The organism is Fusobacteriaceae bacterium (assembly GCA_031272775.1).
Lineage (GTDB): Bacteria > Fusobacteriota > Fusobacteriia > Fusobacteriales > Fusobacteriaceae > JAISST01.
On sequence record JAISTB010000021.1, the window covers coordinates 1 to 23056 of the forward strand.

General features: G+C 54.0%; 24 protein-coding genes and 1 pseudogene. 4 read left to right on the forward strand and 21 right to left on the reverse strand.

Annotated elements, in window-relative coordinates; genetic code table 11:
• Window positions 1-47: 47 nt before the first annotated feature.
• Entirely contained in the window at window positions 48-1472 is a 1425-nt protein-coding gene (locus tag LBQ97_05605; protein ID MDR1832184.1) for an amidohydrolase family protein, read from the forward strand.
• 67 nt (window positions 1473-1539) lie between these two features.
• On the opposite strand, the gene LBQ97_05610 is transcribed toward LBQ97_05605, so the two are convergent.
• The 12 genes from LBQ97_05610 to argC form a co-directional block, all read right to left on the reverse strand.
• Entirely contained in the window at window positions 1540-2169 is a 630-nt protein-coding gene (locus tag LBQ97_05610) for a class I SAM-dependent methyltransferase (protein ID MDR1832185.1), read from the reverse strand.
• 21 nt (window positions 2170-2190) lie between these two features.
• On the reverse strand, window positions 2191-2616 hold the full coding sequence (locus LBQ97_05615) for a PIN domain-containing protein (protein ID MDR1832186.1): 426 nt from the start codon (window positions 2614-2616) through the stop codon (window positions 2191-2193).
• On the reverse strand, window positions 2597-2839 hold the full coding sequence (locus LBQ97_05620; protein ID MDR1832187.1) for a DUF6364 family protein: 243 nt from the start codon (window positions 2837-2839) through the stop codon (window positions 2597-2599). Before LBQ97_05620 ends, LBQ97_05615 begins: the two co-directional genes overlap by 20 nt.
• A 92-nt stretch (window positions 2840-2931) precedes the next feature.
• Window positions 2932-4158, reverse strand: a complete 1227-nt coding sequence (locus LBQ97_05625; GenBank protein ID MDR1832188.1) for an MFS transporter — start codon at window positions 4156-4158, stop codon at window positions 2932-2934.
• Window positions 4155-4592, reverse strand: coding sequence for a hypothetical protein (locus tag LBQ97_05630; protein MDR1832189.1), 438 nt, complete (start codon window positions 4590-4592; stop codon window positions 4155-4157). The genes LBQ97_05625 and LBQ97_05630 overlap by 4 nt, the downstream gene beginning before the upstream one ends.
• On the reverse strand, window positions 4589-5365 hold the full coding sequence (locus LBQ97_05635) for a PhzF family phenazine biosynthesis protein (GenBank protein ID MDR1832190.1): 777 nt from the start codon (window positions 5363-5365) through the stop codon (window positions 4589-4591). The genes LBQ97_05630 and LBQ97_05635 overlap by 4 nt, the downstream gene beginning before the upstream one ends.
• Window positions 5366-5541: 176 nt before the next feature.
• Complete coding sequence (locus LBQ97_05640; GenBank protein MDR1832191.1) at window positions 5542-6726, reverse strand: amidohydrolase; 1185 nt, start codon at window positions 6724-6726, stop codon at window positions 5542-5544.
• A 156-nt stretch (window positions 6727-6882) separates the two neighbouring features.
• Window positions 6883-7392, reverse strand: coding sequence for a DNA-deoxyinosine glycosylase (locus LBQ97_05645; protein MDR1832192.1), 510 nt, complete (start codon window positions 7390-7392; stop codon window positions 6883-6885).
• Complete coding sequence (gene argF, locus LBQ97_05650; protein ID MDR1832193.1) at window positions 7393-8310, reverse strand: ornithine carbamoyltransferase; 918 nt, start codon at window positions 8308-8310, stop codon at window positions 7393-7395.
• Window positions 8307-9479, reverse strand: coding sequence for an aspartate aminotransferase family protein (locus tag LBQ97_05655; GenBank protein ID MDR1832194.1), 1173 nt, complete (start codon window positions 9477-9479; stop codon window positions 8307-8309). The genes argF and LBQ97_05655 overlap by 4 nt, the downstream gene beginning before the upstream one ends.
• 28 nt (window positions 9480-9507) lie before the next feature.
• Window positions 9508-10362 carry an acetylglutamate kinase gene (argB, locus tag LBQ97_05660; GenBank protein ID MDR1832195.1) on the reverse strand — a complete coding sequence of 285 codons (855 nt, stop codon included), beginning with the start codon at window positions 10360-10362 and terminating at the stop codon, window positions 9508-9510.
• 43 nt (window positions 10363-10405) lie between these two features.
• Window positions 10406-11329: an N-acetyl-gamma-glutamyl-phosphate reductase gene (gene argC, locus LBQ97_05665; GenBank protein MDR1832196.1), complete on the reverse strand. Its 924-nt coding sequence runs from the start codon at window positions 11327-11329 to the stop codon at window positions 10406-10408.
• A 486-nt stretch (window positions 11330-11815) separates the two neighbouring features.
• Here argC and LBQ97_05670 point away from each other — a divergent pair, with 486 nt between their 5' ends.
• Together LBQ97_05670 and LBQ97_05675 are read left to right on the forward strand one after the other, a co-directional pair.
• Window positions 11816-12097: a hypothetical protein gene (locus tag LBQ97_05670; GenBank protein ID MDR1832197.1), complete on the forward strand. Its 282-nt coding sequence runs from the start codon at window positions 11816-11818 to the stop codon at window positions 12095-12097.
• A 19-nt stretch (window positions 12098-12116) separates the two neighbouring features.
• A complete protein-coding gene (locus LBQ97_05675; protein MDR1832198.1) occupies window positions 12117-12608 on the forward strand; it encodes a DsbA family protein in 492 nt (163 codons plus the stop codon).
• 19 nt (window positions 12609-12627) lie between these two features.
• Here the strand turns inward: LBQ97_05675 and LBQ97_05680 are convergent, their stop codons facing one another.
• From LBQ97_05680 to LBQ97_05720, 9 genes and pseudogenes are all read right to left on the reverse strand, one after another.
• On the reverse strand, window positions 12628-13344 hold the full coding sequence (locus LBQ97_05680; protein MDR1832199.1) for an MgtC/SapB family protein: 717 nt from the start codon (window positions 13342-13344) through the stop codon (window positions 12628-12630).
• A 25-nt stretch (window positions 13345-13369) separates the two neighbouring features.
• Complete coding sequence (locus tag LBQ97_05685; protein MDR1832200.1) at window positions 13370-13714, reverse strand: DUF1667 domain-containing protein; 345 nt, start codon at window positions 13712-13714, stop codon at window positions 13370-13372.
• Window positions 13711-14973 (reverse strand): NAD(P)/FAD-dependent oxidoreductase, encoded by a 1263-nt coding sequence (locus LBQ97_05690; GenBank protein ID MDR1832201.1) that lies wholly within the window; start codon window positions 14971-14973, stop codon window positions 13711-13713. The genes LBQ97_05685 and LBQ97_05690 overlap by 4 nt, the downstream gene beginning before the upstream one ends.
• Entirely contained in the window at window positions 14973-16427 is a 1455-nt protein-coding gene (locus tag LBQ97_05695) for an NAD(P)/FAD-dependent oxidoreductase (GenBank protein MDR1832202.1), read from the reverse strand. Before LBQ97_05695 ends, LBQ97_05690 begins: the two co-directional genes overlap by 1 nt.
• A 111-nt stretch (window positions 16428-16538) precedes the next feature.
• Window positions 16539-17333: an HAD-IIA family hydrolase gene (locus tag LBQ97_05700; protein MDR1832203.1), complete on the reverse strand. Its 795-nt coding sequence runs from the start codon at window positions 17331-17333 to the stop codon at window positions 16539-16541.
• Window positions 17334-17525: 192 nt separating this feature from the next.
• Window positions 17526-18800 (reverse strand): annotated as a pseudogene (locus LBQ97_05705) (TRAP transporter large permease).
• Window positions 18800-19270 carry a TRAP transporter small permease gene (locus LBQ97_05710; GenBank protein ID MDR1832204.1) on the reverse strand — a complete coding sequence of 157 codons (471 nt, stop codon included), beginning with the start codon at window positions 19268-19270 and terminating at the stop codon, window positions 18800-18802. Before LBQ97_05710 ends, LBQ97_05705 begins: the two are co-directional and overlap by 1 nt.
• 504 nt (window positions 19271-19774) lie before the next feature.
• The gene (locus LBQ97_05715; GenBank protein MDR1832205.1) at window positions 19775-20767 is read right to left on the reverse strand and encodes a C4-dicarboxylate TRAP transporter substrate-binding protein; all 993 of its coding nucleotides are present in this window, start codon (window positions 20765-20767) and stop codon (window positions 19775-19777) included.
• Between the two features lie 242 nt (window positions 20768-21009).
• Window positions 21010-21573 carry a glycerol-3-phosphate responsive antiterminator gene (locus LBQ97_05720; GenBank protein ID MDR1832206.1) on the reverse strand — a complete coding sequence of 188 codons (564 nt, stop codon included), beginning with the start codon at window positions 21571-21573 and terminating at the stop codon, window positions 21010-21012.
• A 141-nt stretch (window positions 21574-21714) separates the two neighbouring features.
• Here LBQ97_05720 and LBQ97_05725 point away from each other — a divergent pair, with 141 nt between their 5' ends.
• On the forward strand, window positions 21715-22818 hold the full coding sequence (locus tag LBQ97_05725) for a hypothetical protein (GenBank protein ID MDR1832207.1): 1104 nt from the start codon (window positions 21715-21717) through the stop codon (window positions 22816-22818).
• Window positions 22819-23056: the final 238 nt, after the last annotated feature.

Genomic DNA, 23056 nt, shown 5'->3' on the forward strand with positions numbered 1-23056 from the left:
CTGTCGGAAATATTCGGAAAACAATAAAATCATTCGGGAGTGAAAATATGAAAAAAGCGGATTTAATGGTAAAGGCGCCCCATTTTTATACGATGGAGGGAGAGGGCGTCGGATATAAGAACGGCGTCGTCCTGATCGTGGACGGCGGAAAAGTCAAGGAATTTTTGCCGGAAGACGTCGCGGCGCGCGAATACGCTTGCGCCGAGACGCTGAATCTTCCCCATCACGCGGTTTTCCCTGGATTCATTGACGCCCATATGCATACGGCGTGCAATATCATGCGGGGACTGGCCCAGGACGTCAATTTCTGGATGATGCACGGCCTGCAGCCCTTTGACAACGCTGTGACCCAGGAAGAAAGGGATCGCGGCAGCGAGCTTGCCATCGTGGAGGCAATCAAGGCGGGGACAACGACCTTGGGAGACTTCGACGCCGACATGGATCATGTCTGCGCCTTTATCGAAAAAACGGGAGCCCGCGGTCATATCGCGCAAAACGTGCGTTCCGCCATCAGAAAAGTCTATCATCCGGGAGAGTTGTACGAATTTGACGAGAAGATGGGCGAGGCGAGCATCGAAAAAAATATCGCCCTGTATGACAAATGGCATGACAAGGCAAACGGTCGTATAAAAATCCTTTTCGGGCCCCAAGGCTGCGATTTCATCGGTCTTGATCAGTTGATGCGCGTCAAAAAAATCGCTGTCGAGCGAAAGACCAAAGTCCATATTCACGTGCAACAGGGCGACCGGGAGACTTGGCAGATCGAAAAGCGCTACGGCAAGCGCCCCACAGCCCTATTGACGGAAACAGGCTTTCTGGATGAGCATGTGATCGCGGTCCATCTGACGGACTGCACCGACGACGAGGCCCGGACCATTGCGGGGACCGGCGCGGGGATGATCGTCAATCCCGGATCCATCGGGATTATCGACGGGATCGTCTGCCCCAGCGTCGTATTCCAGGAAGCGGGCGGTTACTGCGCGCTGGGTTCCGATCAGGCGCCGGGGAACAACTGCCACAACATCATCAATGAAATGAAGAATGTGGCGCTTTTCAATAAAATAAAATACGGCAATCCCGAAGTCATGCCCGCCTGGAAAGCGCTCCGGATGGCGACCATCGAAGGAGCCAAGGCCGTGGGCCTGGGAAATGACGTCGGTTCTCTGGAGCCGGGGAAAAAGGCCGATTTTATTGCCGTCGATCTCTGGACGCCCGCCATGCAGCCGGTCTTCGAATATCCCATGCGAAACATCGTGCCAAATCTTGTCTACAGCGCCCGGGGCAGCGAGGTGGTCCTGGCGGCCGTGGACGGACGCGTCATCATGCGGGACAGGAAGATTCTTCATGTGGATGAGGACGCCATTTTACAGGCGGTTCTCAAAGATCCCGAGGGCATCGGAAAAAGGGCGGCGGGTGAATTTTTTGAAATCAACGGCAAGCTCGCCCAATATATGAAAGCGGGAAAACTGTAAAACGGCGCGGAAAACAGGCGCAGGAAACCCCGCATTTTTGACCGAAATCATACAAATTTTTGCCGCGTCAAAGCGGCATTCGTGAAAAATCAAGCCGTATAAAACCCTTCCCGTTGGGAAGCTCATAGGACTTGCTTTCCCCTGTTCCGTATCCGAACTTTTTCATGGCCAGCGTCAGCGCCCTACCGTCCACGTCTTTGTGCAATTTGCCGATCTCCGCAAAATTCCCTGCGTATGGGGAGGTGGACACAAAGCTCTCGGCGCGGTTTTCTTGATAGACCACAGAAACGTGTTTCGCGCCGGATGCCGCGACTTTTTCCGCGAAAGCATCCGTGTCGACGTACTCGAGGAAGAGGTTGGCGATAACCAGATCCGCGTAGGGGAGAATCGTCCCGGGGTCGTTGAAATCCAGATTCAGGAGCAGCAGTTTTTCGCCGAAATCCTCATAGCGCGATGCGCATATAGTCAAAAAATCAGAGTTGATGTCGATGCCCACAATGAGGTCAAATTTTGCGGGATCCACATGCTCGAGGCCGTTCCCGCCCGCGATCCCCAGAATCATTATGGAAGAGATTTCAAAAGCGCCCAGTTGCTCTTTCGTGATGCGGGAAAGCATTTGCAATTGCCCCACATCGGCAAGACCCATGTGGGTTTCGTATATGTCCGGAGGAAAATTCTCCCAAGGATTTGAAGCCATTTAACGCCTCCCAATATGTATCTACGAAGTAGCAAGCTTTTCCATATCACAAAAAGCTCTCGCTGTAACTGTCTGTACGGAACTTTCCAGAAAATCATCCGTATTCTCTGAAATAATATATTCAACGCCATTTTTTCTTGCGGATTCTACAATGACAGCATCTTCATAATCTTTGATTCCTGAAAACAACGCCCGTTCCAAGATGGATTTATTTACTTCCAACACTTGGAAAGCAGCAAGTATCTTTGAAAGAATTCCGATATTTTCACTCCTGCTTTTGTTTTCTCTTTCCAAAAAATAAGACAATGTCGTAATTTCATGTGCGCAAACACAGCCGCGCAATTTCTTTTCAAAGCACAATCCAAGCACAATTTTTGCGCTTTCATACTCCCCTCGTTGAAACAGGTAATCCAAGAAAACATTGATGTCAATCAAGATGGTCTTCATGGAACATCCTCCTGATACCTTTCTTATCCGGCTTATGCGCCATGTGTTTCAGAACGCCGCATAACCCCAAAGGATCAGCAGGATCTTTATTTTCCTCTCGCTTCATCAATTCCAAAAAATAGTTTTCCACAATTCTTGAAATGGAAGAATTCGTCTTTTTTGTATAACCATGCATAAACTGAATAATATTTTCATTCATACTTAACGTTAATTTCCGATTCATGAATATCACCTTCCTACGTATAAGATAACATTTTTTTACGTAAATGTCAATCTATTTTTACGACCATGGGTTTTGATATATCCGCGCAATCTTTAATCCTCAACCGCAAAACTGATGATTGACGCGAAGGCGCCGAATACGGCCGCTACCATCCAAATGCCCGTATAGGATCCCGTCAGGTTGTAGCAGAGTCCCCCCAGCCAAGCGCCGAAAAAACCGCCGATCTGATGAATGAAGAAAACAAATCCATACAGCGTGGCAAGGGACGTTATCCCGAAGACCTTCCGGACAAGGCCCGATATCGGCGGAACCGTCGCGGCCCCGGAAATCCCGAACAACGCCGTAAAGAGCGTCACGGTAAACAAGGTCTTGGGAACAAGGAGAAAAGCCAGAATGGTCAGCGGCCGTAATCCGTAAAAGCATCCCAAAACAGTTTTCATTTTGAACCTTCCGCATAAATTGCCGCTGGCGATGGAAGAAACCATCGTTATGATCCCGTAGATCGAGAAGGCGTAGGCGGTCGCCTCCGAAGAAAAGCCGAAGGAACGGATTTGCGTCGGCAAATGATTCGTAATCAGGGCCATATGGAATCCGCAGGTGAAAAAGCCCGCCATCAGGCGAAGATAGGTCTTGTTCCGCAACGCCGGAGCGAGCATCTCCCGAGCGCTGATTTTAGTCGTGGAGGCGGGAGACGCTGAATTTTCCGCCTCCTCGACCTGACGGGTGGATTTCCGGCTTCTGATCATAAGCAGCGCCACAGGCAAAGTCAGAAAAGTCGGGATCGTCAACATCCGCATGCTGTGGGGGAGACCCCCGATCCGGATCAGGCGGTCAATGACCGGAGAGAGGACCGTATTGCCAATGCCGCTGCTGGCATTGACGACGCCCGATATGGTCGGCACGGTTCCCGGAGGAAGCCCGGGCGTGACCGTCCCGATGACAAGGCCGTAGGAAACGGCGCCCGTTCCGGCCGGAAGGACGATGCCGAGACACAACATCAGAGAGGCCGGGGATTTGCAGTATGGGACGAAAAAGAGCCCTGTGACCGTCAGGATCATACCGGAAACAAAAGCTACCGCGCTCCCGTATTTGGCGGCCAAGATCCCGAAGGCCGGTTGCACCAACCCGTAGATCAGTTGCCCCACCGCGAGAATAAAACTGACGGAAGCGAAAGAAATGCCTGAATGGTCGATAATGGAACGAAGCATGATGCCGTAGTTGCCCCGGATGCCCGAATACATGGCGTAAACAAAGCTGCCGGCCAGCGTCAACAGCAGAATGTGAAACAAGGCGTTCATTTTTGCTTTGTCGCGTATCATATTGTTCCCCCCAGGTTGCTCAGCAGCGTCAGGATCTCCGTGAAATCTCCGATTTTGTCCGGGCCGATCTTTTGCTCAATATTTCTCTGGATCTGCTCCCACAGGACGAGGCCTTTCTTCAAATGCGATTCTCCGAGAGCTGTCAACCGAATGGCGGTACTTCTGCCATGCCCGCCTGCGGTCTCCATAATGAGTTTTTTTTCTTTGAGAACGCGTAAATTGCGCACGATAGTCGTGCGATCCAGTTTCGCGAACACCGCAAGCTCGCTCTTGTTGCATGTTTCGAGTAAATGGATATCGTTCAACAGAGAAAACTGGCTCGCGGTCAGGTTGAGCGTACGGAAAGCCCTGTCGTAAAATTTCGTCAGGGCATTTTCCGCCCTGCGGATTCTGATGCAGTAACAGGGATTTTCTCTGGGAATGATTTTGCTCATAGTATCCTCAGTTCCGCTATGGAATAGAGCGCCGCTTTGCCGCCGAGTTTCACCCTGCCGCCCTCCATCCTGCAATAAAGTGTACCGCCCCGGGCCGACGCCTGCCAGGCCGTGATTTCAATTTTTCGTAATTTGTCAGCCCAATATGGCGCGATGTGACAATGTCCGGAGCCGCATACGGGATCTTCGGAAACATTTAATTTCGGGGCAAATGAGCGAGATACGCAGTCAAAGTCCTTGCCCGAAGCGCTTACATGACAAAGTAAGCCCTCCAGCGATTTCACTTTCTCCAAATCCGGAGTCAGCTTCCTTACGACGGCTTCGTCCTCAAACACGCACAGGAGGTCTCTGCCCATCCAGGCTTCTTTTGGCGTGGCGCCGAGGGCCTCAATCATTTGTTCCGTCACGGCGACCGGGCTCAGGTCATAGGCCGGAAAATCCATCTCATAAAAATCCCCACGCCGGGTAACGATCAGATCGCCGCTGAGCGTCTCAAATACGACGGCATTCCCTGCCGTATCCAGGTAATTCAAAATCACCCAGGCGCAGGCCAGCGTCGCATGTCCGCACAGGTCTATTTCGCCGCCCGGCGTAAACCAACGCAGATGATATTTTTCTCCCGTTTTCACCGCAAAGGCGGTCTCGGACAGGTTGTTTTCCACGGTAATTTTCATCATGAGTTCTTCGGGGATCCAGGCGTCCAAAATACAGATGGCGGCGGGGTTTCCGCCAAATATTTTGTCCGTAAACGCGTCGACTACATATTGTCTCATTTTTCGCTCCTTCTTTATGTGTATTTACACATGTGTATGTACACTTTATTATAGTATTCGCTACGCTCATTTGTCAAGCAAAAAATCGATTATTTCTTTCAGGAAGCCATATAGCTTTGGCCGGTCGTGGGCCTGCGCCCCACCACCGGCCCGAAGAAAGGAGAACCCTTTTCCCCTTACTCCTTCCCGAGATATGTGGCCGCCAGAAGCGCCAGAGATACGGCGTTTACGCGCAGATGCTTCTCATGCCAGAACAATTTCGGGTGATGGTTGATGGACTCGATGTCTTCGCCTTCATCGCGGACGCCGACGAAATAATAGTTCGAGGGGACCACGTTTCCGATGTAGGAAAAGTCCTCCGACCCCATGATCGGTTCTTCCATGACGACCACATTGTCCTTCCCCACGACTTCCGAGAGCACTTCTTTGGAAAATTCAAACATGGCGTGGTCGTTTTTGACGGCCGGGTACATATGCGTGTAATTGAACTTGTAGCTTGCGCCATAGGCTTCCGTGATCCCCTTGAGGATCGCGTCCATCTGTTTGAGGATCTCATCGGTCAGCCCTTCGTCGAAGGCCCGGATCGTCCCTTTCATGGTGAGCGTATCGGGAATGACGTTATTGGCCTCTCCGGCATGGATACTCCCCACGGAAAGAACGCCCGGCCGAAAGGCCGATTTTCTTCTGGAGATGATGTTCTGGAAATTCGTGACGACCTGACAGCCGATCACGATGGGATCGATGGTTTTGTCCGGCTGGGAACCGTGGCCGCCCAAGCCCTGGATCAGGATCTCAAATCCCGTGGGATGGCTCATCATATAGCCGTCCCGGATGCCGATTTTCCCGGCGGGATATACGGGCCAGATATGACAGGCAAAGGCCGCGTCCACTTTGGGGTTTTCGAGGATTCCCGCTTCCACCATGGGCTTCGCGCCGCCGGGCCCCTCTTCCGCCGGCTGGAACAGCAGCTTCACCGTGCCGGCCAGTTCTCCTTTCAATTCATTGAGGATCATGGCCGCGCCCAAAAGCCCGGCCGTGTGGCCATCATGACCGCAGGCGTGCATTTTGCCCGGATGCTCCGAGCGGAAGGCGTGTCTGCTCTCTTCCTGGATCGGTAGCGCGTCCATATCCGCGCGCAAGAGAACGGTTTTCCCGGGCTTTGCGCCCTTGATCAGGCCCACAATCCCCGTTGTCGCGATTTTGTCCTGAAAAGGAATCCCCAACTTGGTCAGTTCCCGCTTGATAACTTCGGCGGTCTTGAATTCCTCAAAACCCAATTCCGGGATTTTGTGCAATTCCCGTCTCAATTCCATGATTTTTTCCAGATACTTGTCCGCCAACTGTGCGATTTTTGTCTTCATGTTCGATTCACCTCGCAAAAGTATTTTGTTCACATGAAAAATTATAGCATGTTTCCGCCCTCTTGTAAATGGGGAGAAAAAACCGGGAGCCTTTCGGCTCCCGATCGGTAAAATTACCTGTGTCAAATTTGTTTTTGCGCATACTTTTGATCGCTTTTATTCCAAGTGATTCCGAATCACGGACCAGCATTCGATGAGCTTTTCCAAAGAAAACGCCGCGTTGGCGGGACTCGTGGACGGCAGCGGCACGGCTTCGATTCCGCTCGTTTTCCCCTGATAGCGGGCATAGAGCCGGGAAGCCGTTCCCCCGTTGGTAAAAATCGCCCGGATGGAGGCCGCTGCAAGGATAGGCCCGAGATCGTTGGGAACGACATTCTTGATGGAACTGTCGCTGGATCCGCTGATCCCGCAGGCCGCGACCACATCCCAGAGGGCGATGCGGCGTCTTTTCAGAAAAGACAGTTTTTCCGGCTTGTCCAATGGGACAGGTTCGCCGAAAATACCCGCCAGCACCTTCCAGAAGCGGTTTTGCGGATGATTGTAGAAAAACCGCGCCTCCCTGGATTTGACCGAAGGGAAGCTGCCTAAAATCAGTATTTTGGACGTCTTTTCGTAAAAGGGCGGAATATTGTGCGGAATCGTTGCTTCCTTGGCGTCGCGGGCCATTTATTCGGCCTTTTTTCCCAAGAGTTTCACCAATACGGCCTTCTGAGCGTGAATCCGGTTTTCGGCCTCGTCGAAGATTTCCGCGGCGTGGTCTTCGAAGATCTTCGTCGTGATTTCTTCCTCCCGGTGGGCGGGCAGGCAATGCTGAATCATCACGTCGGGTTTGGCCGCCGCGAGCACGTCGTCGTTGATCTGATAGCCCTTGAAGGCGACCCGGCGCTTCTGCGTTTCGCTTTCCTGACCCAGGGAGGCCCAGACGTCGGTAATCAGGACATCGGCGTCCTTTGCCGCTTCCATGACGTCCTCGGTCATGGAGAACAGATCCCCGTAGGGCTTCAATTGCTCAAGGACATCGTCTTTGATCTGGTATTCCTTCGGGGACGCGAGGACAAATTGACTCCCGACCTTAACGCAGCCGAAGGCCAGCGAATTGGCCATGTTGAAGCCGTCCCCGATAAAGCCCACTTTGAGGCCCTTGAAGGAATCCTTGTATTCCCGGATCGTCATAAGGTCCGCCAGCACCTGGCAGGGATGGGCGTAATCGGTCAGGCCGTTGATGATGGGAATCGAGCCGTATTGCACCAGATCCTCAAGATCTTTCTGGTCATAGGTCCGGATCATGATGCCGTCGAGATAGCGGGAGAGCACCCGGGCCGTGTCCTGGATCGGTTCGCCCCTGCCCATCTGCAGCTCCCCTACGGAAAGGACGACGGCGTTTCCGCCCAGCTCGCACATGCCGACCTCGAAAGACACCCTTGTCCGGGTCGAAGACTTTTGAAAAATCATCCCCAGCGTCTTCCCTTCCAGGTGTCTGTGGGGAATACCGTGCTTTTTTTCATATTTCAGTTGATCCGCGAGATTGAGGATATCGATAATTTCGCTTTCCGACAGATCCGCGATTTTCAGCAGATGCTTCATTGTTCAATCACCTCTTTCAATATGGTCAGTCCCTTCTCCAGCACGCTGTCTTCGATATTGAGCGGGGGCAGCAGGCGGATTTTCTCCTTGGCTGTCAGGACCACAAGGCCTTTGTTCAGACATTCTTTGAGTACGGCCTTGGCGTCTTTCCCTTTGAGGGCGACGCCTTTCATGAGGCCCATGCCTGATATGGATTCTATATTTTCACATTTTCCGAGGATTTTGTCAATGATTTTTTCTTTTTCTTTGACGCCCGCGAGCAATTGATCGGTGAGCCGGGTAAAAACACTGACGGCCCCGGCGGCCGCGACGGGGTTTCCGCCGAAGGTGCTGCCGTGGGAACCTGAATCCAGCGTTTTCTCACATTTTTCCCCCATGAGGACAGCGCCGAAGGGGAGCCCGCCCGCGAGACCCTTGGCGGTCGTCACGATATCGGGCGTGATCCCGAAGGCCATATAGGAATAGAGCCAACCCGTGCGGCCGTTTCCGGTCTGGACTTCGTCCACGATGAGCAGCAGGTCTTTTTCGGCGCAAATGTCGGCGATTTCCTTGATGTAGGCGGCGTCCAGGGCCTGCACGCCCCCTTCGCCCTGCACGGTCTCGATCATGACGGCGCAGGTCTTCGGTCCGATTTTTTGCTTGAGGTCTTCGATGTCATTGGGCTTCGCGTACTGGAAGCCGTCCAGGAAGGGCATGAAAAAATGGTGGAAATGCTCCTGTCCGGTCGCCGACAGCGTGGCCATGGTCCGCCCGTGAAAGCTGTCCACGAGGGTGATGATCTCGTAGCGGCCTTCGCCGTATTTGTCAAAGGAATATTTCCGGGCGCATTTGATGGCCCCTTCATTGGCCTCGGCCCCCGAGTTGCAGAAAAAGACTTTTTTCATGCCGGTTTTCCCGCAAAGGAGCGTCGCCAGCTCCACCTGGGGAACCGTATAAAAAAGATTGGAGATGTGGGCGAGAGCGCCGGCCTGCTTGGCGACGGCCTCCTGCCAGATCTTGTCGCAGGCGCCCAGGGCGTTTACGCCGATGCCGCTGGAAAAATCAATGTATTCTTTGCCTTCGGTGTCGTAGAGAAGCGCGCCCTCGCCGCGCACAAAGGCCACGTCATTGCGGGCGTAGGTATTGGCGATATTTGTGCTGTCTTTTTGTTTTAATTCTTCAAAATTCATCCCGTTTATCCTCCGTCAGTCGATCTGCTCAAAGATTGGTAAACATGGTGCCGATACCGGCGTCCGTCATGGTTTCAATCAAAATGGAATGGGGAATCCGGCCGTCGATGATAAAGGCCCGTTCCACGCCCTGCCGCACGGCGTATACGCAACTGTCGATCTTGGGGATCATGCCGCCTGAGATCACGCCTTCCTTGATCAGAGCCTTGACATCGGATACCCGCACTTCGGTAATCAGGCTGTTTTCATCCTTGACGTCCCGCAAAAGGCCCTTGACGTCGGTCAAGGCAATGAGACTCTTGGCCTTCAGGGCGCCGGCTATGGCGGCCGCCGCCGTATCGGCGTTGATGTTGTACACGCGGCCCTCGTCGTCGCAGGCGATCGTGGAAATCACTGGGATATAACCCGCCTCCAGGGTATCGTAGATAATTTGCGTATTAATTTTCGTGATGTCGCCCACGTTGCCGTATTCGTCGCCCAGTTTTTTCGCGATCAGCATATGGCCGTCGACGCCCGAGAGGCCCAGGGCCTTGCCGCCGTTGGTCTCAAGGATATTCACGAGATCTTTGTTCGTTTTCCCGGCGAGGATCATCTGCACGACGTCCATGGTCTCGTCGTCGGTCACCCGAAGCCCGTTCAAAAACTTCGATTCCTTGCCGATTTTTTTCAACATATCGGCGATCTCCGGTCCGCCGCCGTGGACGAGGACAACTTTGACGCCGATGGTCTGCAACAGGATCAGGTCCTTCATGACCATGTCCTTGAGCTCGGGATTCAGCATGGCGTTGCCGCCGTATTTGACGACGAGAATGCCCTTCTGGTATTTCTGGATGTAGGGTAGCGCTTCGATGAGTATCTGTGCTTTATCGTTCTGATTGATCATTTTTTCGTATTCCTCCTTCTATTGGTCCTTTATGGTCATTGGATTACAAGTCAAGTCCTTTGGCGGGGTCGATGCCGAGGGCGATGTTCATGCACTGAATGGCCGCTCCGCTGGCCCCTTTGCCGAGATTGTCAAACTGGGCGTGGATCGTGATCCGTTCGTCGTTGCCGCAGAGCCAGATCCTGAGTCCGTCTTTGCCGGCGAGGGTGTTGGATCCAAGCATGGCGGGCGTTTCCGAAAGATCCGCCACCGTGATAAAGCGCTGGTCGGCGTAGTGCTTTTGGAAGAGCGCGTGCATCTGCGCCAGCGTGACTTTTTTCTGGGTGTGGATGCCCACGGAGGTCAGCATCCCGGCGTAGTAGGGGGCGACGATGGGCATAAAGATCGGGCCTTCTTCGAGACCGCAATGTTTGGTGATTTCCGGCAAATGCTTATGGGTCTGGGACAGGCCGTAGACCCGGGGCGCGTCCAATTCCGCGTCATGCGGGTTTTCGTATTCGGCGATCATTTTTTTGCCGCCGCCCGAATACCCGGTCAGGGAATTGACCACAAAGGGATAGTTCTTCCCGACGATGTTGTGCAAAACCAGCGGGGCGATAATGGCGATGGCCCCTGTGGCGTGACAGCCCGGCACGCTGATCCGTTTGGCTTTTTTCAGTTTTTCCAGATAGTCCGGCGTGAGCTCGGGCAGGCCGTAGGCCCAGCTGTCGTCGCAGCGGAAGGCCGTCGACGCGTCGATAATGATCGTGGCGGCGCTTTCGGTCAGGGCGGCGATTTCTTTGGACGCCGCGTCGGGCAGACAGAGGAACGTGACGTCGGATTCGGCGATTTTCTTGATCCGCTCGTCGGTATTCTTCCTGAGCTCGTCTGAGATCTCCAGGACCTCGATGTCGTCCCTTCCCTTGAAACGCTCAAAAATTCTCAAGCCTGTTGTTCCTTCTTTGCCGTCGATAAAAACTTTGAACATGATTTACCCCCTCGGATAATGTGGTTTTGTCAAAAATAAAAATCAGCGTTCCTCTTTTTCCAAAAAGACCGCTGATTGGTGTTTGCCACAGAGTTTTTGCGTGTTCCTGACAGGCAACGGGCTAGATATGGTAAAAGATAAGAAACCGGATGTTTTCCTCGAAAAAGTATGTCCTTATCCTTTGCCTTGCCATAGACTGCATCGTAATCTCCTGTCCGTATTTTCCTGATCCCCTGGCGGAGCGCCCGCCCGGCCCTTTGTCTTCGCCGGGTTTCCCCGGGAAAGTCTCCGGCCTTTATCGGGATTGTGCAAATTATAGCAACAACAGGGGAAAATGTCAATACTTTTTTTCATTTTCCGTAATTTTTTTTGAACGCCGCCGGGTCCGCCGGATTTCCCGGGAAAAATACAAAAAACAGCTGTCAAAAAAGCCGCTCTCATGGTACAATAGGATACCGACAAAAACAGACGAAGGGAGGCGGAAAAATGGAAACGGAAATGAAGGACGGAGACCTGCGCGAAACAAGCAAATACGAGGTGGAACTGGACGAGCATCTGCCCGACGGGACGATCTGGTACCGCTATTACGAGACTTCCCTGTGGTACCGCTACGCGAAGCCGGCCTTTGACGAACTGAAAAAGCTCATCGGGGAGGGCGTCCACGGAACCGGCGTCATGACCCTTTCGATCAAAAATATGGATCCCGCGGCAAACGACAGCGCCGATTGCGTGTTGCGCTTCAAGAACTGCCGGCTGGACGAGGAATGAAATCCCGAAGGAGGAAAACATGTCAAAAGTACAGGTTTTTTATGATTACGCGTGCCCTTTTTGCAGAGAGGGCCTGAAGCTCTTTGAGGAACTGGTAAAGACGCGGACGGACCTGGAGATCGAGTGGATCCCCACGGAAGCCCATCCGCGCCCGGAAAATGTTCATCCCCATTCGGACCGCTGTTCCGAGGCCTGGTATGTCGCAAAGGAACTGGGCGTCGACCCCTGGGCCTTTCATGACGCCATGTACAAGGGCTATTTTGACGACAGGAGAAACGTCGAGTTCGTGGACGAAGTGGCGGCCTGCGTCAAAGGGCTCGCGGATCCCGTCAAATTCAAAGAAATCCTCGAAAGCGGCGCATACGCCGCGAAGCCCGGAGAAAACAACGACCTCGCCTATGAAAAAAGCGGCGTGTGGGTTCTTCCCGCCTTTCGCATGGACGGAAAAAAGCTTGACGCCACAGGCGGCGTCGGCGTCTCATCGGCGCAGATCCGGGCATTTTTGGGGTAAAAGCATAATATATACTATTTTAATCAAGTATTTCCACGGACTCGATTTCTTCAAGTTCGAAGAGCGTCCCCGACAATGCCGTTAACTTATCCCCTTTTTGAGTCATGACCGTATAAAGAATACTGTTGTCTTCATGATTTTTTTCGCTGTCCCGGATCCGGAGCGCGTATTCGTCGAAGATCTTGTAGGTGTTGACGATGATCCGCGCGTTGGTGATGGGCGTCTTGTACCGGATCAGGAGCTTTGAGTTGAGTTTGCGGCCGATGTATTTTGTCTCGAAGGCCTTCATGAAGATCAGCGTCATCAGGATCGCCGCCGCCGACAGGATCGCCAGCAGATAAAAGCCCCAGCCCACGGCGAGACCGATACAGCCGGTGGCCCAGATGGAGGCCGCAGTCGTGAGCCCTTTGATGGAGCCCTTGTCGCTCATGATCGTCCCCGCCCCCAAAAATCCTATGCCGCTGATGACCTGGGCGCCGATCCGGCCCACGTCGGTCCGGACTTGGGAGCCCATGGCGGGATTGGCGAGATACATGGAAAATACGTTGATCCGCAGTTGATCCGAAATCAGAGAAACCAGCGCCGCCCCCAGACACACGAGAATATGGGTCCGGAATCCCGCGGGCCTTTTTTTGTATTCTCTTTCATAGCCGATGACGCCGCCGACCAGAACCGCCAGACCGAGCCGGATCAGGATGTCTTTTGTGGTCAAATCCACTACAAATTCTTTTATCATCAGGTTACCTCTCTTTTCAGTAATTTTACATGGACCGGGTCGCGACGATATCCGCGCCCGTGCCAAGGATGTCTTTTAGGATCACTTGCCCGGCCCTCACCGGGGATTTGAGCCGTATCCCTTTCAAGGCCGCGATACATTGAAAATTGAGCGCCTTGGGGATCGCGCGGCTTGTCTTGACCGGAAGCCGCCGGTAAAGGGCCCCCTCTATCCGGACCGTGGATGTGATGACGCGCATGGGCGCCCTCACCTCTTCGACAGCGTATTTTTCCCCCCGCTCGCAGGTGTTCCCGGTGACCGCGAGACTTTCCGTATCCACGGTAAGTCGGCAGCCCATGGGGCAGACAATACAGATCATTTCTCTGGTCACGCGCCTTCACCTCCCGCGAGAGTCACCGTCAGGCTGTCCCCTTTGAATCCCTCAAGCAATTTTCCGGGAACGAGGACCCGTTCCATTTCCCCGGGCGCCAGATGGGGGCGCTTCAGCGAAAGAATCGTCGTCTCTCCGTCCCTGACTTCAATCCGTCTGTTCCTGTAGATATTTTTTACCCGCAGGAAGAGCTCAAGGCCTTCCGCGAGATTTTCCGCCCGGAATTTTTGCGGCACCGTATAGCTCACGCCTTCCCCCGCGTGAATCTCCCGGTAAGCGCCCGGCTTCACCTCCCGCCTCAGGTAGCGGCAGGCGGCGGAGGCGGCCTTTCTGGCCTCGGCGCTGACGAAATCCACAAGATCATGGACATGGAGCGCGTTCCCGCAGGCAAAAATCCCTTCGATATTGGTCTCCATGAGCTCGTTGACGACAGGCCCCTGGGTTCTCTCATCAATGAGCACCCCGGTCTTTCGCGAAACGTCGTTTTCGGGGATCAGCCCCACCGAGAGCAGCAGCGCGTCGACCTCGTATTCGCGTTCCGTACCGGGAATCGGACGCTTTTGTTCGTCAACGGCGGCGATCACCACTTTTTCAAGGCGCGCGTCGCCGATGACGTCGACGACCGTGTGGCTCAGGTAAAGGGGGATGCCGTAGTCGTCTAGGCACTGGGCGATATTCCGCGCTAGCCCGCCGGAAAAGGGCATCAATTCCACGACGGCCTTGACTTCGGCCCCTTCGAGGGTAAGACGTCTCGCCATAATGAGTCCGATGTCGCCGGAACCCAGGATCAGAATCTTCTTTCCCACCATATAGCCTTCCATATTGATGTAGCGCTGGGCGGCCCCCGCCGTGAAGATTCCGGCGGGCCGTTCTCCGGGAATGGCGATGGCGCCCCGGGTCCGCTCCCGGCAACCCATGGCGAGGATCACTGCGCCCGCGTGGATTTCCATATAACCCGACCGGGCATTGACGGCCCGGATGACTTTTTTGTCGCTGATTTCAAGAACCATGGTGTCGACCATGCACTCGATCCCCTGTTGCAGGACTTTTTCCGAAAAACGGAGCGCGTATTCGGGACCCGTCAGCTCTTCTTTGAATTCGTGCAAGCCGAAGCCGTTATGGATGCACTGTTGCAGGATTCCGCCGAGCTCCTTGTCCCGCTCGAGGATGAGAATCCGCTCAACGCCTTCTTTTCGCGCTTGAAGCGCCGCGGCGAGGCCCGCCGGTCCCCCGCCGACAATCACAAGATCATATTCCATCACATTCCCCCCTCGTCCAATTCTCCGCTCAGAATCCAGGACCCCTTTTTGTCCAGCAGGATTTGATCAGGTTTCCTGCCCAGTTCCCGGGCGAGGATCTCCAATACCCGGGGCCCGCAAAATCCCCCTTGACAGCGTCCCGATCCCGGCCGGCAGCGGCGTTTCACGCCGTCCACGGTCTTTGCGCCCACTTTTCTGCGGATGGCGTCGATGATCTCCCCTTCGGTGATCGTCTCGCAACGACAGATGACCCGCCCGTATTTGCCGTTCTTTTTGATCAGGTCCCGCTTCTTTTCGTCGGGAAGCTCCGCGAAGGAGATCCTGGGCGTGTTGCGCACGGGATTTTCCTTTCGGGTCGCGCCCCCCAGGTGCTCAATGACCATTTCGGCCACGGCGAGACCCACGGCGGGCGCCGCCGTCAGCCCCGGGGATTTCATGCCGGCCACGTTGAAGAAACCGGGGACGTCGGGCGCTTCACCGATAATGAAATCGCCGGTATCGGCTTCGGCCCGGATGCCCGAGAACGTCTTGATGCTGTCCCGGAAATTGATCCCGGGCACGCTGCGCAGGGACTGCTTTTTCACTTCGTCGAGACCCTTGCTTGTATTGCCTGTATAGTCCTTGTCGCCCACATCGAGGGCCGTGGGGCCCACGAGGATATTCCCGTGGACGGTTCGCGCCACGAGCACCCCCTTGCCCAGGGGCGTCGGGCACTGGAAGATCGTCGCCGAGACGAGCTCTCCGTCTTTTTTGTCGAGGATGAAATATTCCCCGATCCGCGGCGTCACGGTAAAGTTCACGGCGCTCGCCATGCCGTTTACGGCGTCGGCGTAGACGCCCGCCGCGTTGACGACGGTTTTTGTCTCGAGGAAGCGCCCGTCCGCCAGCGTGACCTTGAATCCGTGCCGCCCGCCCGTGATGATTTTTTGGATTTCCGTGACCTTCGCGTCCGTCAGGATCGCGACGTCGTTTTCGGCGGCGTTTTCGAGGAGTTTGATACAGGTAAACCACGGATCGACGACTGCCGCCGTTTCCGCGTACAAGGCGCCCAGGACGTCAGGATTCACCCGGGGTTCCCGGGCCAGGACAGTTTCCCGGTCGAGGATAGCAAGTCCGGGAACGCCGTTTTGCAGGCCCCTTTCATAGAGCGTTCGGATATGGGACATGTCCTCGTCGTCAAAGGCCAGCACATAGGAACCGGTCCTCCGGTAGGGGGCGTCGATCTCATGGCAGAGGCTTTCGTACATGGCGTTACCCTGCACGTTGTATCTGGCCATAAGACTTCCCGGCGGCGCGTCAAAGCCCGCGTGGATAATGGCCGAATTGGCTTTTGTCGTTCCGCAGGCCACGTCGTGTTCCTTGTCCAGTACCACCACATTCAGTTTGTACTTTGCCAGTTGGTAGGCGACCGCGGCGCCGGATATGCCCGCGCCGATCACCGCAACGTCGATCATAGGCTTCACTTCCTTTTTGCGTATTTGCAAAAAAGTCAAACAGAATGTAGAAAAGGCGACCTTTCTGCATTCCATTTGACTCTCTCTTCACCGGTCAATATTCAATTCCGATTATAATTCCTCTATAATGTCTTTTACGGATTCGAACGCGTACGTCGGCGCGAACTCCGTTTCGGCCAGCATTTTCCGGTCCGTCTCGCCGCTCAAGACCAGGATCGAATCCATTCCGTTGTCCGTGCCCGTACGGATATCCGTATAGAGCCTGTCGCCCACGATCACGGTCTCTTCTTTACGCAGACCATATTTGGCCAGGACCGCGTCCACGATATAGCGATTGGGCTTCCCGATCACGAGGGGAACGCGCCCGTAGGTCGAATACTTGATCATCTCGATCATGGCCCCGATGTCGGGCATGACGCGCCCGCCCTCGACCGGGCACACAAAGTCCGGGTGCGTCGCGATATAGGGTACGCCGTCCATGATGTAGTCGCAGCCGATCCAGAGTTTTTCATAGGTCAGCGTCGTATCAAAGCCGAGGATCACATAGTCGGGATGTTCGTTTCTCCCGCGCACAAGGGTGAATCCGCTCTTTACAAATTCCTCCTCCAGGGCGGGCGTTCCCAGCAGGAAAATCCGCGCGCCGGGCTTTTCTCTGTTCAGATAAATGGTCGTCGCTTCCCCCGAGGTAAAAATATTGTCTATGGTCGCGGGAAGTTTCATTTTTCGCAATTTTTCAAGATAAACAACCTTGCTCTTGGACGAATTGTTCGTGAGGAAAATATAACGGACGCCGCGGGCCGTCAGGGCTTCCAGAAAGCGATCGGCGCCGGGAATCATCTCGTTCCCGAGATAGATGGTCCCGTCCATATCCAAAAGAAAACACTTTTTTGCGGATAATTTTCCCATGAATTACGCCCCTTTCCCCAATACTACGACATAATTACAAGAAGCCGCATTCGGACGTAATATTTGTACGGGTTTTCCCCAACCCGCCGGCGTCAGCATACTCGTCTGCTTTGCCTTTTCCGCTTCCTCTTGGGCCTTCTTTTTTTCGGCTTCCCGTTTCCGGGCGCCGATGGTCTTGTAGCCGAGGGCTTTGGGGAGCGCCAGCGCGATGGTCTCCGAATAGGTCACGAGGGCCAGCACCACCAAAAGCGATATGATGAAGGGCCACACTTCCCGGACGAAATCCGCAAACCGGCAGCCGGTGATGGCGCAGACCGTATACATCATGGATCCGAAGGGCGGCGTCAGTCCGCCGATCATGATATTGACAATGAGGATCACGCCGAAATGCAGCGGATCGACCCCTCTGGACACGGCCGCGGGGACCAGCAGGGGGCCTAAAATCACGAGAGCCGCGCCTCCTTCGATAAACATGCCCACAAAAAGGAGCAGGATGTTGATCACGATCAAAAGTCCGAAGGCGCTGCTGCTGATATTCATGAGAAAGGCCGTGATCCGCATGGGGATCCGCTCCAGCGTCAGGTAGTAGCCGAATACCTTGGCCGAGGCGATGATCAGCATGACGGAGCCCGTACTCGACACGGTCTCCTTGATGATCAAGGGGACGTGATGCCATTTGAGCCGCCGATAGGCCGCTACCCCCACGATCAGGGAAAATACCGCCGCGATCCCGCCCGCTTCCGTAGGTGTACAGAGCCCCATCCGCATGCCGAGGATGATCCCGAAGGGGATAACCAGCGCGTAGATGGATTTCCAACCCTGCCGGATGATCTCCATGGGCCTTGGGGCCCGGTCCCGGGTGGGTTTGTACCCGCGTCTTCTGGCGATCAGATATACGGTCGCCATGAGGGCCATGGTCATCAGGACCCCGGGGGTATATCCCGCGAGGAACATATCGCCCACGGTGACATTGGCCAGCATGGCGTACACAATGAGGTTGTTCCCGGGGGGAATAACGGGGCTCACGGCCGACGAGGCCGCGGTCACCACAGAGGCGAAATCGACAGGCATGCCCTTTTTCAGCATTTCCGGAACAAGAATCTTCGCTTCCATGGCGGCGTCGGCGTTGGCCGATCCCGTGATCCCGCCCATGAGGGCCGAGAGCACGCAGTTGACCTGGGCGAGCCCGCCCTTGAGATGGCCCGAGAGCACTTCCGCCATATCCATCAGATGCTCGCTGATCCCCGAATAATTCATGACGGAGCCCAGCAGAATGAAGAAAGGCACCGCCAGATACTGGAAGGACTCAACGGCGGTCACGAACTGCTGGATCGCCATGTTGACTGGCATGGACGTATTGATGAAGAAGAAATAATACAGCGTCGCGCCGATCAGGGAAAGGGCGATCGGAACGTTGAAGAAAAACAGGAAAAACAGGATGAAAATGGGGGCCATGGGATGAAACATCAGGCATCCCCTCCTTTCCCGAGCAAGATTTTCAGGCTGTTCCAGAAAAACATCAGCGAATAGAGCGTCATCAGCGTAAAGCTGATCACGATCGATACATTTATATAGTCGTAGGAAATCTCAAGGGCCGAGGTGATCTTCGTGGACCGCAGCACATAGCCCAGGCTCAGCCAGGACATGGCGGAGCAGATGACCAGAAGGACGATGGAGTTGCAGAGTTCGACGCTTGCCCGGGCCTTCCCCCGGATCAGCTGCACGACGATATCGACGCCCATCAGGCCTTTTTTGCGAAAGCCGCCGGCGGCGGCGAGAAAAATCGTCCACACGAAGCAACCGGTGGAGACTTCCTGATTCCATACCAAAGTAAAACGCAGGCAGTAACGCGTGAAAACCGTGAAGGAAGTCAAAGCCACCGTCACGAGGATAAATACGCCCGCGATATAAAATTCAAAATTGTCGTAAAATTCCAGTCGCCTCGTCTCGGACCGGTATTCGCCGGGCCCGAAGCCCAGTACCGGATAGAAGACGAAGGGCAGAATACCTGCCAGAATTCCCCAGAGGACGGATTTTCCGAAATGTCTCGCCGTTTCCATGGAGAGCGCGACCCAGAGCAGGATCGCGATCACCGCCATGATCTGCTGCATGGACGGGGAAGAATTGGCCCCGAAGCTGATCCAGGCCACGACGCCGTAAAAGACGAAATAAAAAATATGAAATTTCGCTACTTTCCAGATCAGAAAGAGCAGATTGACGCCGGGAATAACCGACAACACCGGCTGAACCCCCGCTTTTTGAAAGATTTTCCACAGTCCCGCGACAGTCAGCAGGACCGCGACAATCAAGATGATTTTCAAAGATATCCCCCCATTGTTACCGGTCGGCAGGTATGCCGCGGAGGCGCGCCTGAACGCGCCCCCGCAAATCTATCCTGTATACCTCATGATGCACGCGTTTCGAATTCAAAATTCCGTCGTTTATTTTTTTCCGCGGATCTTGTTCAGCTCAACCATGATCTTGTCGTAGATGCCGGGCGTCCACTTGGGGAATTTGGTGAAAACGACGGAAGCGGCTTTGTTGAAGGCGTCCGCGTCAACTTCGTGCACATTGACCCCTACGCCCTTCAGCTTTTCCATAAAGTCGGCCTCGGAAGCCACCGTGGCGTCCAGATTGTCTTTGGCGCCGAGATCCACCTGTTCCTGGATCAGTTTCTGCTGTTCGGGGGTCAGGCTCTCCCAGAGTTTCCGGGAAATGGTCACGGCCGATACGCCCAAAAGGTGATTCGTCAGGGAGTATTCCTTTACATTTTCCCACTGTTTTGTGCCCCAGTAGGTCATGATGGAGCCTTCCACGCCGTCGATGACGCCGGACTGGATGGCCGCGTAGGTGTCGGGATAGGACATGGCGATGGGATTCGCGCCCAAGGCCTTGATCGTTTCCGTATAGAGCGGGCTCGTCGGTACGCGGAGGTTGATCCCCTTCATGTCTTCGGGCACTTTCACGGGTTTCTTCAGCATCATGCTGCGGAATCCAAATACCCAGTCGATGGACAATACTTTGATGCCCTGTTCGTAAGCTTTAGCCTTGAGATCTTCCACCAGGGGCGTTCTTACCATGGCCAGATACTCGTCAAAGGACGTATAGAGGAAAGGTCCGATGATGGCGTTGAAATCGGGCACATAGTCGCCCAGAAAATCCACGCCGTCCACGCACATGACGTCTCCGCCCTGGGCCACGAGCTCCAGGCCGTCCTTTCCGATGGGCATGGTGCCGCTGTCAAACAGCTGAACTTCCAGCGCGCCCTTGCTGCCCTTGTTGATGCCGTCGATGACTTTCACGAGGGAAAGCGTCGTCTGCTCGGCGGGAACAAACTTCGTCGTCAGCTTGATCACTCTCGGGGCGGCGTAAAGACCTGATACCAGTAGCGCAAACAATGTCAGCAGTGTTGCAAGTCTGAAAAATCTTTTCATAAAACATCCTCCTTGGTTGTGTTGGTTTTCTGATTTTTTTGAAGAAAGGAAAATAAAAAAGCTTAAAAAACCGACTTTTATATTGTCTTCCGGCCAACGCGTAACAATATAACAGCATTTTTCAAGCCATCTCTATCACCGCAGCTTTATTCATCTACTTTCTTATATAGTATAAAACCTTTCTTTTGTCAAGGGCGCGGGGGAAATTTTTTTCCCCGGTTTTGGGGTGATGGTTTTGTTCTTCAGATGTTCCACAGGGATTTTTTTGACGTGCTGACGCTGACGGCGCCGGCCCTGATGGCCGCCGTGACGTCGGATTTGTCGCCGATGAGGCCCGAGGCGATGATGGGCGTCGGGACGAGGACGGACATTCTCGAGATGATTCCGGGGATAATGCCGGGCAGAACCTCCACGGCGTCGGGCTTGTTTTCCCGTATGTGCTGCACGCTGTTTTCAAAGGAAAAGGAGTCGATGATGAAGAAGCGCTGGATCACCGGGATTTTTTGCTTCCGGGCGTAGAGCGCGACGTTGTGCTTTGTGGTAATGAGGCCGTCGGGGCTCACTTCCCGCATCAGGTAGTCCACAGTGTAATTGTCCGAGGACAGGCCCGCCACCATGTCGATATGGATGAAGACAAGCTTATTGTGTGCTTTCAATGTGCTTACAATGTTACGCAAATTGACGAGATTGCTCATGACGACAAAACCCAGCTCGCTGGCGCTCTCGCAGGCCTCCTCGAGAAAATCCGCGTTGCGGATGGCGGGGATCACCGGATTTCTTTCAAGTATATCGCGCAGCCTGGGCATCGTTTCCTCCGAAAATGCTCTGATTTTTCCTACTACCATTATACCGGATTCTTTTTCCTTTGAAAAGAAAAATTTCAATATACTTTTTCGCAAGCCGGTGGTATAATGGAAGTATCCTTTTACAACAAGCGGAGGAATGTGATGAACAGTTTTCGGGAACGAGTCGATTTTTTCTGGAAATGGTTCCAGGCCAACGAGGAAAAAATCCACGATTTTATCGAACATCCGGAGAATTACCAGACCGAGCAGTCCACGGCCTTTGTGGGAAACGCGCTGGATCTCGTCTTCAAGCGGGAATCCTATTTTGAGTTCGGCGGCAACCACGAGTTTTCCTTTTCCACGGCAGGAGAACGCTATTTGTTTTATCTGCTGCCCTATTTCGTCTCCCGGGCCCCCGTGGACCTCAAATACAACTGGACCTTCTCCCCTTACAAGATGGGGGGCGTCGCCGATTCCTTCGGCTTCAAAAAAGAGGACTCCGTAATCGCCATCCGGGACATCGAGCTCCTCGTCGGCTATGACGAAAAACAAAACGTCTTTTATGTGGGCTTTTACAACGAAACCTTTGCCGCCATGGACGAAAACGCGGCCATGAACATGTTCTTCGTGCTGCTGGACAGTCTTGTGGGTGAAAACGTCGTCGAAATGTACATCGGCCCCATTGAGCGGATGACAAAGCGCAAGGGGAAAATGATTCCCATGAAAGACCTCTACGGCTATATCGAGAAAAAACTGAGCGACAACAAGCGAACGTTCTTCCACAATCCCTCGGACTCCTACTCGGCCTACGAGATGGACCCCGTCCGGGGCGGCGGCTTGCGGGAGGACCTCTTCGCGGGAACGACCTGCTTCTTTGACCTCATCGACGAATACTACGGCAAAAAAAGAGAGATTTTCGACGCTTTTACGGCCGCCGGCGCCAAGGCCTGCTTTCTGTATTTCCCCCATATGGGCGCCGGTGAGGAAACGGCGGTCCACATCCGGGAGGAAATTCTGGAAAAAATCGAGAAATTCGTCCTCGGCGAAAAGGATACGGGCAAGGAGATCGGCATCCTGCTGGGAACGGGATACGGCGTCGAAAACGCCTATATCGACCTTCTGCTCTATGACGAGGACATCTTTCTCCAGGAAGTCCGGCCGCTGCTCAGGCAGTACGACTACGCCTTCTTCCTGGCGGAATTCCGCGAAAAGGGCGCGGTCAAAAACCTCTCGGACAAGAGAGAAGGCCTTCTTTTCACGAGTTGAAAAATTTCCGGAAAATTTGAAAAAAAGTATTGACATTGGTTTTGATTTGTGATATTATATCTTTTGCTGCGGAAAAAATGAGCGGCTGCCCGAAAACGACTGAAACCGTCTGAAACGGGCAAACAAGGACATTAACAACAGAATAGAGAAAGACAAAGCATAACCTGAACGAAACAATAATAAAGGTGTTATTTAACTCAAAGGTCGTGGACCGGAGAGATTTGAGTCGAAAAACTCG

Coding starts and splice junctions, on each gene's coding strand:
- LBQ97_05635 (MDR1832190.1), bottom strand. CDS start 5,365: ATGAGACAATATGTAGTCGACGCGTTTACGGACAAAATATTTGGCGGA.
- LBQ97_05695 (MDR1832202.1), bottom strand. CDS start 16,427: ATGATCGACGTTGCGGTGATCGGCGCGGGCATATCCGGCGCCGCGGTC.
- LBQ97_05620 (MDR1832187.1), bottom strand. CDS start 2,839: ATGAATCGGAAATTAACGTTAAGTATGAATGAAAATATTATTCAGTTT.
- argB (MDR1832195.1), bottom strand. CDS start 10,362: ATGATCAATCAGAACGATAAAGCACAGATACTCATCGAAGCGCTACCC.
- LBQ97_05690 (MDR1832201.1), bottom strand. CDS start 14,973: ATGGAATATGATCTTGTGATTGTCGGCGGGGGACCGGCGGGCCTCGCC.
- LBQ97_05630 (MDR1832189.1), bottom strand. CDS start 4,592: ATGAGCAAAATCATTCCCAGAGAAAATCCCTGTTACTGCATCAGAATC.
- LBQ97_05670 (MDR1832197.1), top strand. CDS start 11,816: ATGGAAACGGAAATGAAGGACGGAGACCTGCGCGAAACAAGCAAATAC.
- LBQ97_05645 (MDR1832192.1), bottom strand. CDS start 7,392: ATGGCCCGCGACGCCAAGGAAGCAACGATTCCGCACAATATTCCGCCC.
- LBQ97_05725 (MDR1832207.1), top strand. CDS start 21,715: ATGAACAGTTTTCGGGAACGAGTCGATTTTTTCTGGAAATGGTTCCAG.
- LBQ97_05640 (MDR1832191.1), bottom strand. CDS start 6,726: ATGAAGACAAAAATCGCACAGTTGGCGGACAAGTATCTGGAAAAAATC.
- LBQ97_05615 (MDR1832186.1), bottom strand. CDS start 2,616: ATGAAGACCATCTTGATTGACATCAATGTTTTCTTGGATTACCTGTTT.
- LBQ97_05720 (MDR1832206.1), bottom strand. CDS start 21,573: ATGCCCAGGCTGCGCGATATACTTGAAAGAAATCCGGTGATCCCCGCC.
- LBQ97_05715 (MDR1832205.1), bottom strand. CDS start 20,767: ATGAAAAGATTTTTCAGACTTGCAACACTGCTGACATTGTTTGCGCTA.
- LBQ97_05605 (MDR1832184.1), top strand. CDS start 48: ATGAAAAAAGCGGATTTAATGGTAAAGGCGCCCCATTTTTATACGATG.
- argF (MDR1832193.1), bottom strand. CDS start 8,310: ATGAAGCATCTGCTGAAAATCGCGGATCTGTCGGAAAGCGAAATTATC.
- LBQ97_05675 (MDR1832198.1), top strand. CDS start 12,117: ATGTCAAAAGTACAGGTTTTTTATGATTACGCGTGCCCTTTTTGCAGA.
- LBQ97_05655 (MDR1832194.1), bottom strand. CDS start 9,479: ATGAATTTTGAAGAATTAAAACAAAAAGACAGCACAAATATCGCCAAT.
- LBQ97_05610 (MDR1832185.1), bottom strand. CDS start 2,169: ATGGCTTCAAATCCTTGGGAGAATTTTCCTCCGGACATATACGAAACC.
- argC (MDR1832196.1), bottom strand. CDS start 11,329: ATGTTCAAAGTTTTTATCGACGGCAAAGAAGGAACAACAGGCTTGAGA.
- LBQ97_05625 (MDR1832188.1), bottom strand. CDS start 4,158: ATGATACGCGACAAAGCAAAAATGAACGCCTTGTTTCACATTCTGCTG.
- LBQ97_05700 (MDR1832203.1), bottom strand. CDS start 17,333: ATGGGAAAATTATCCGCAAAAAAGTGTTTTCTTTTGGATATGGACGGG.
- LBQ97_05680 (MDR1832199.1), bottom strand. CDS start 13,344: ATGATAAAAGAATTTGTAGTGGATTTGACCACAAAAGACATCCTGATC.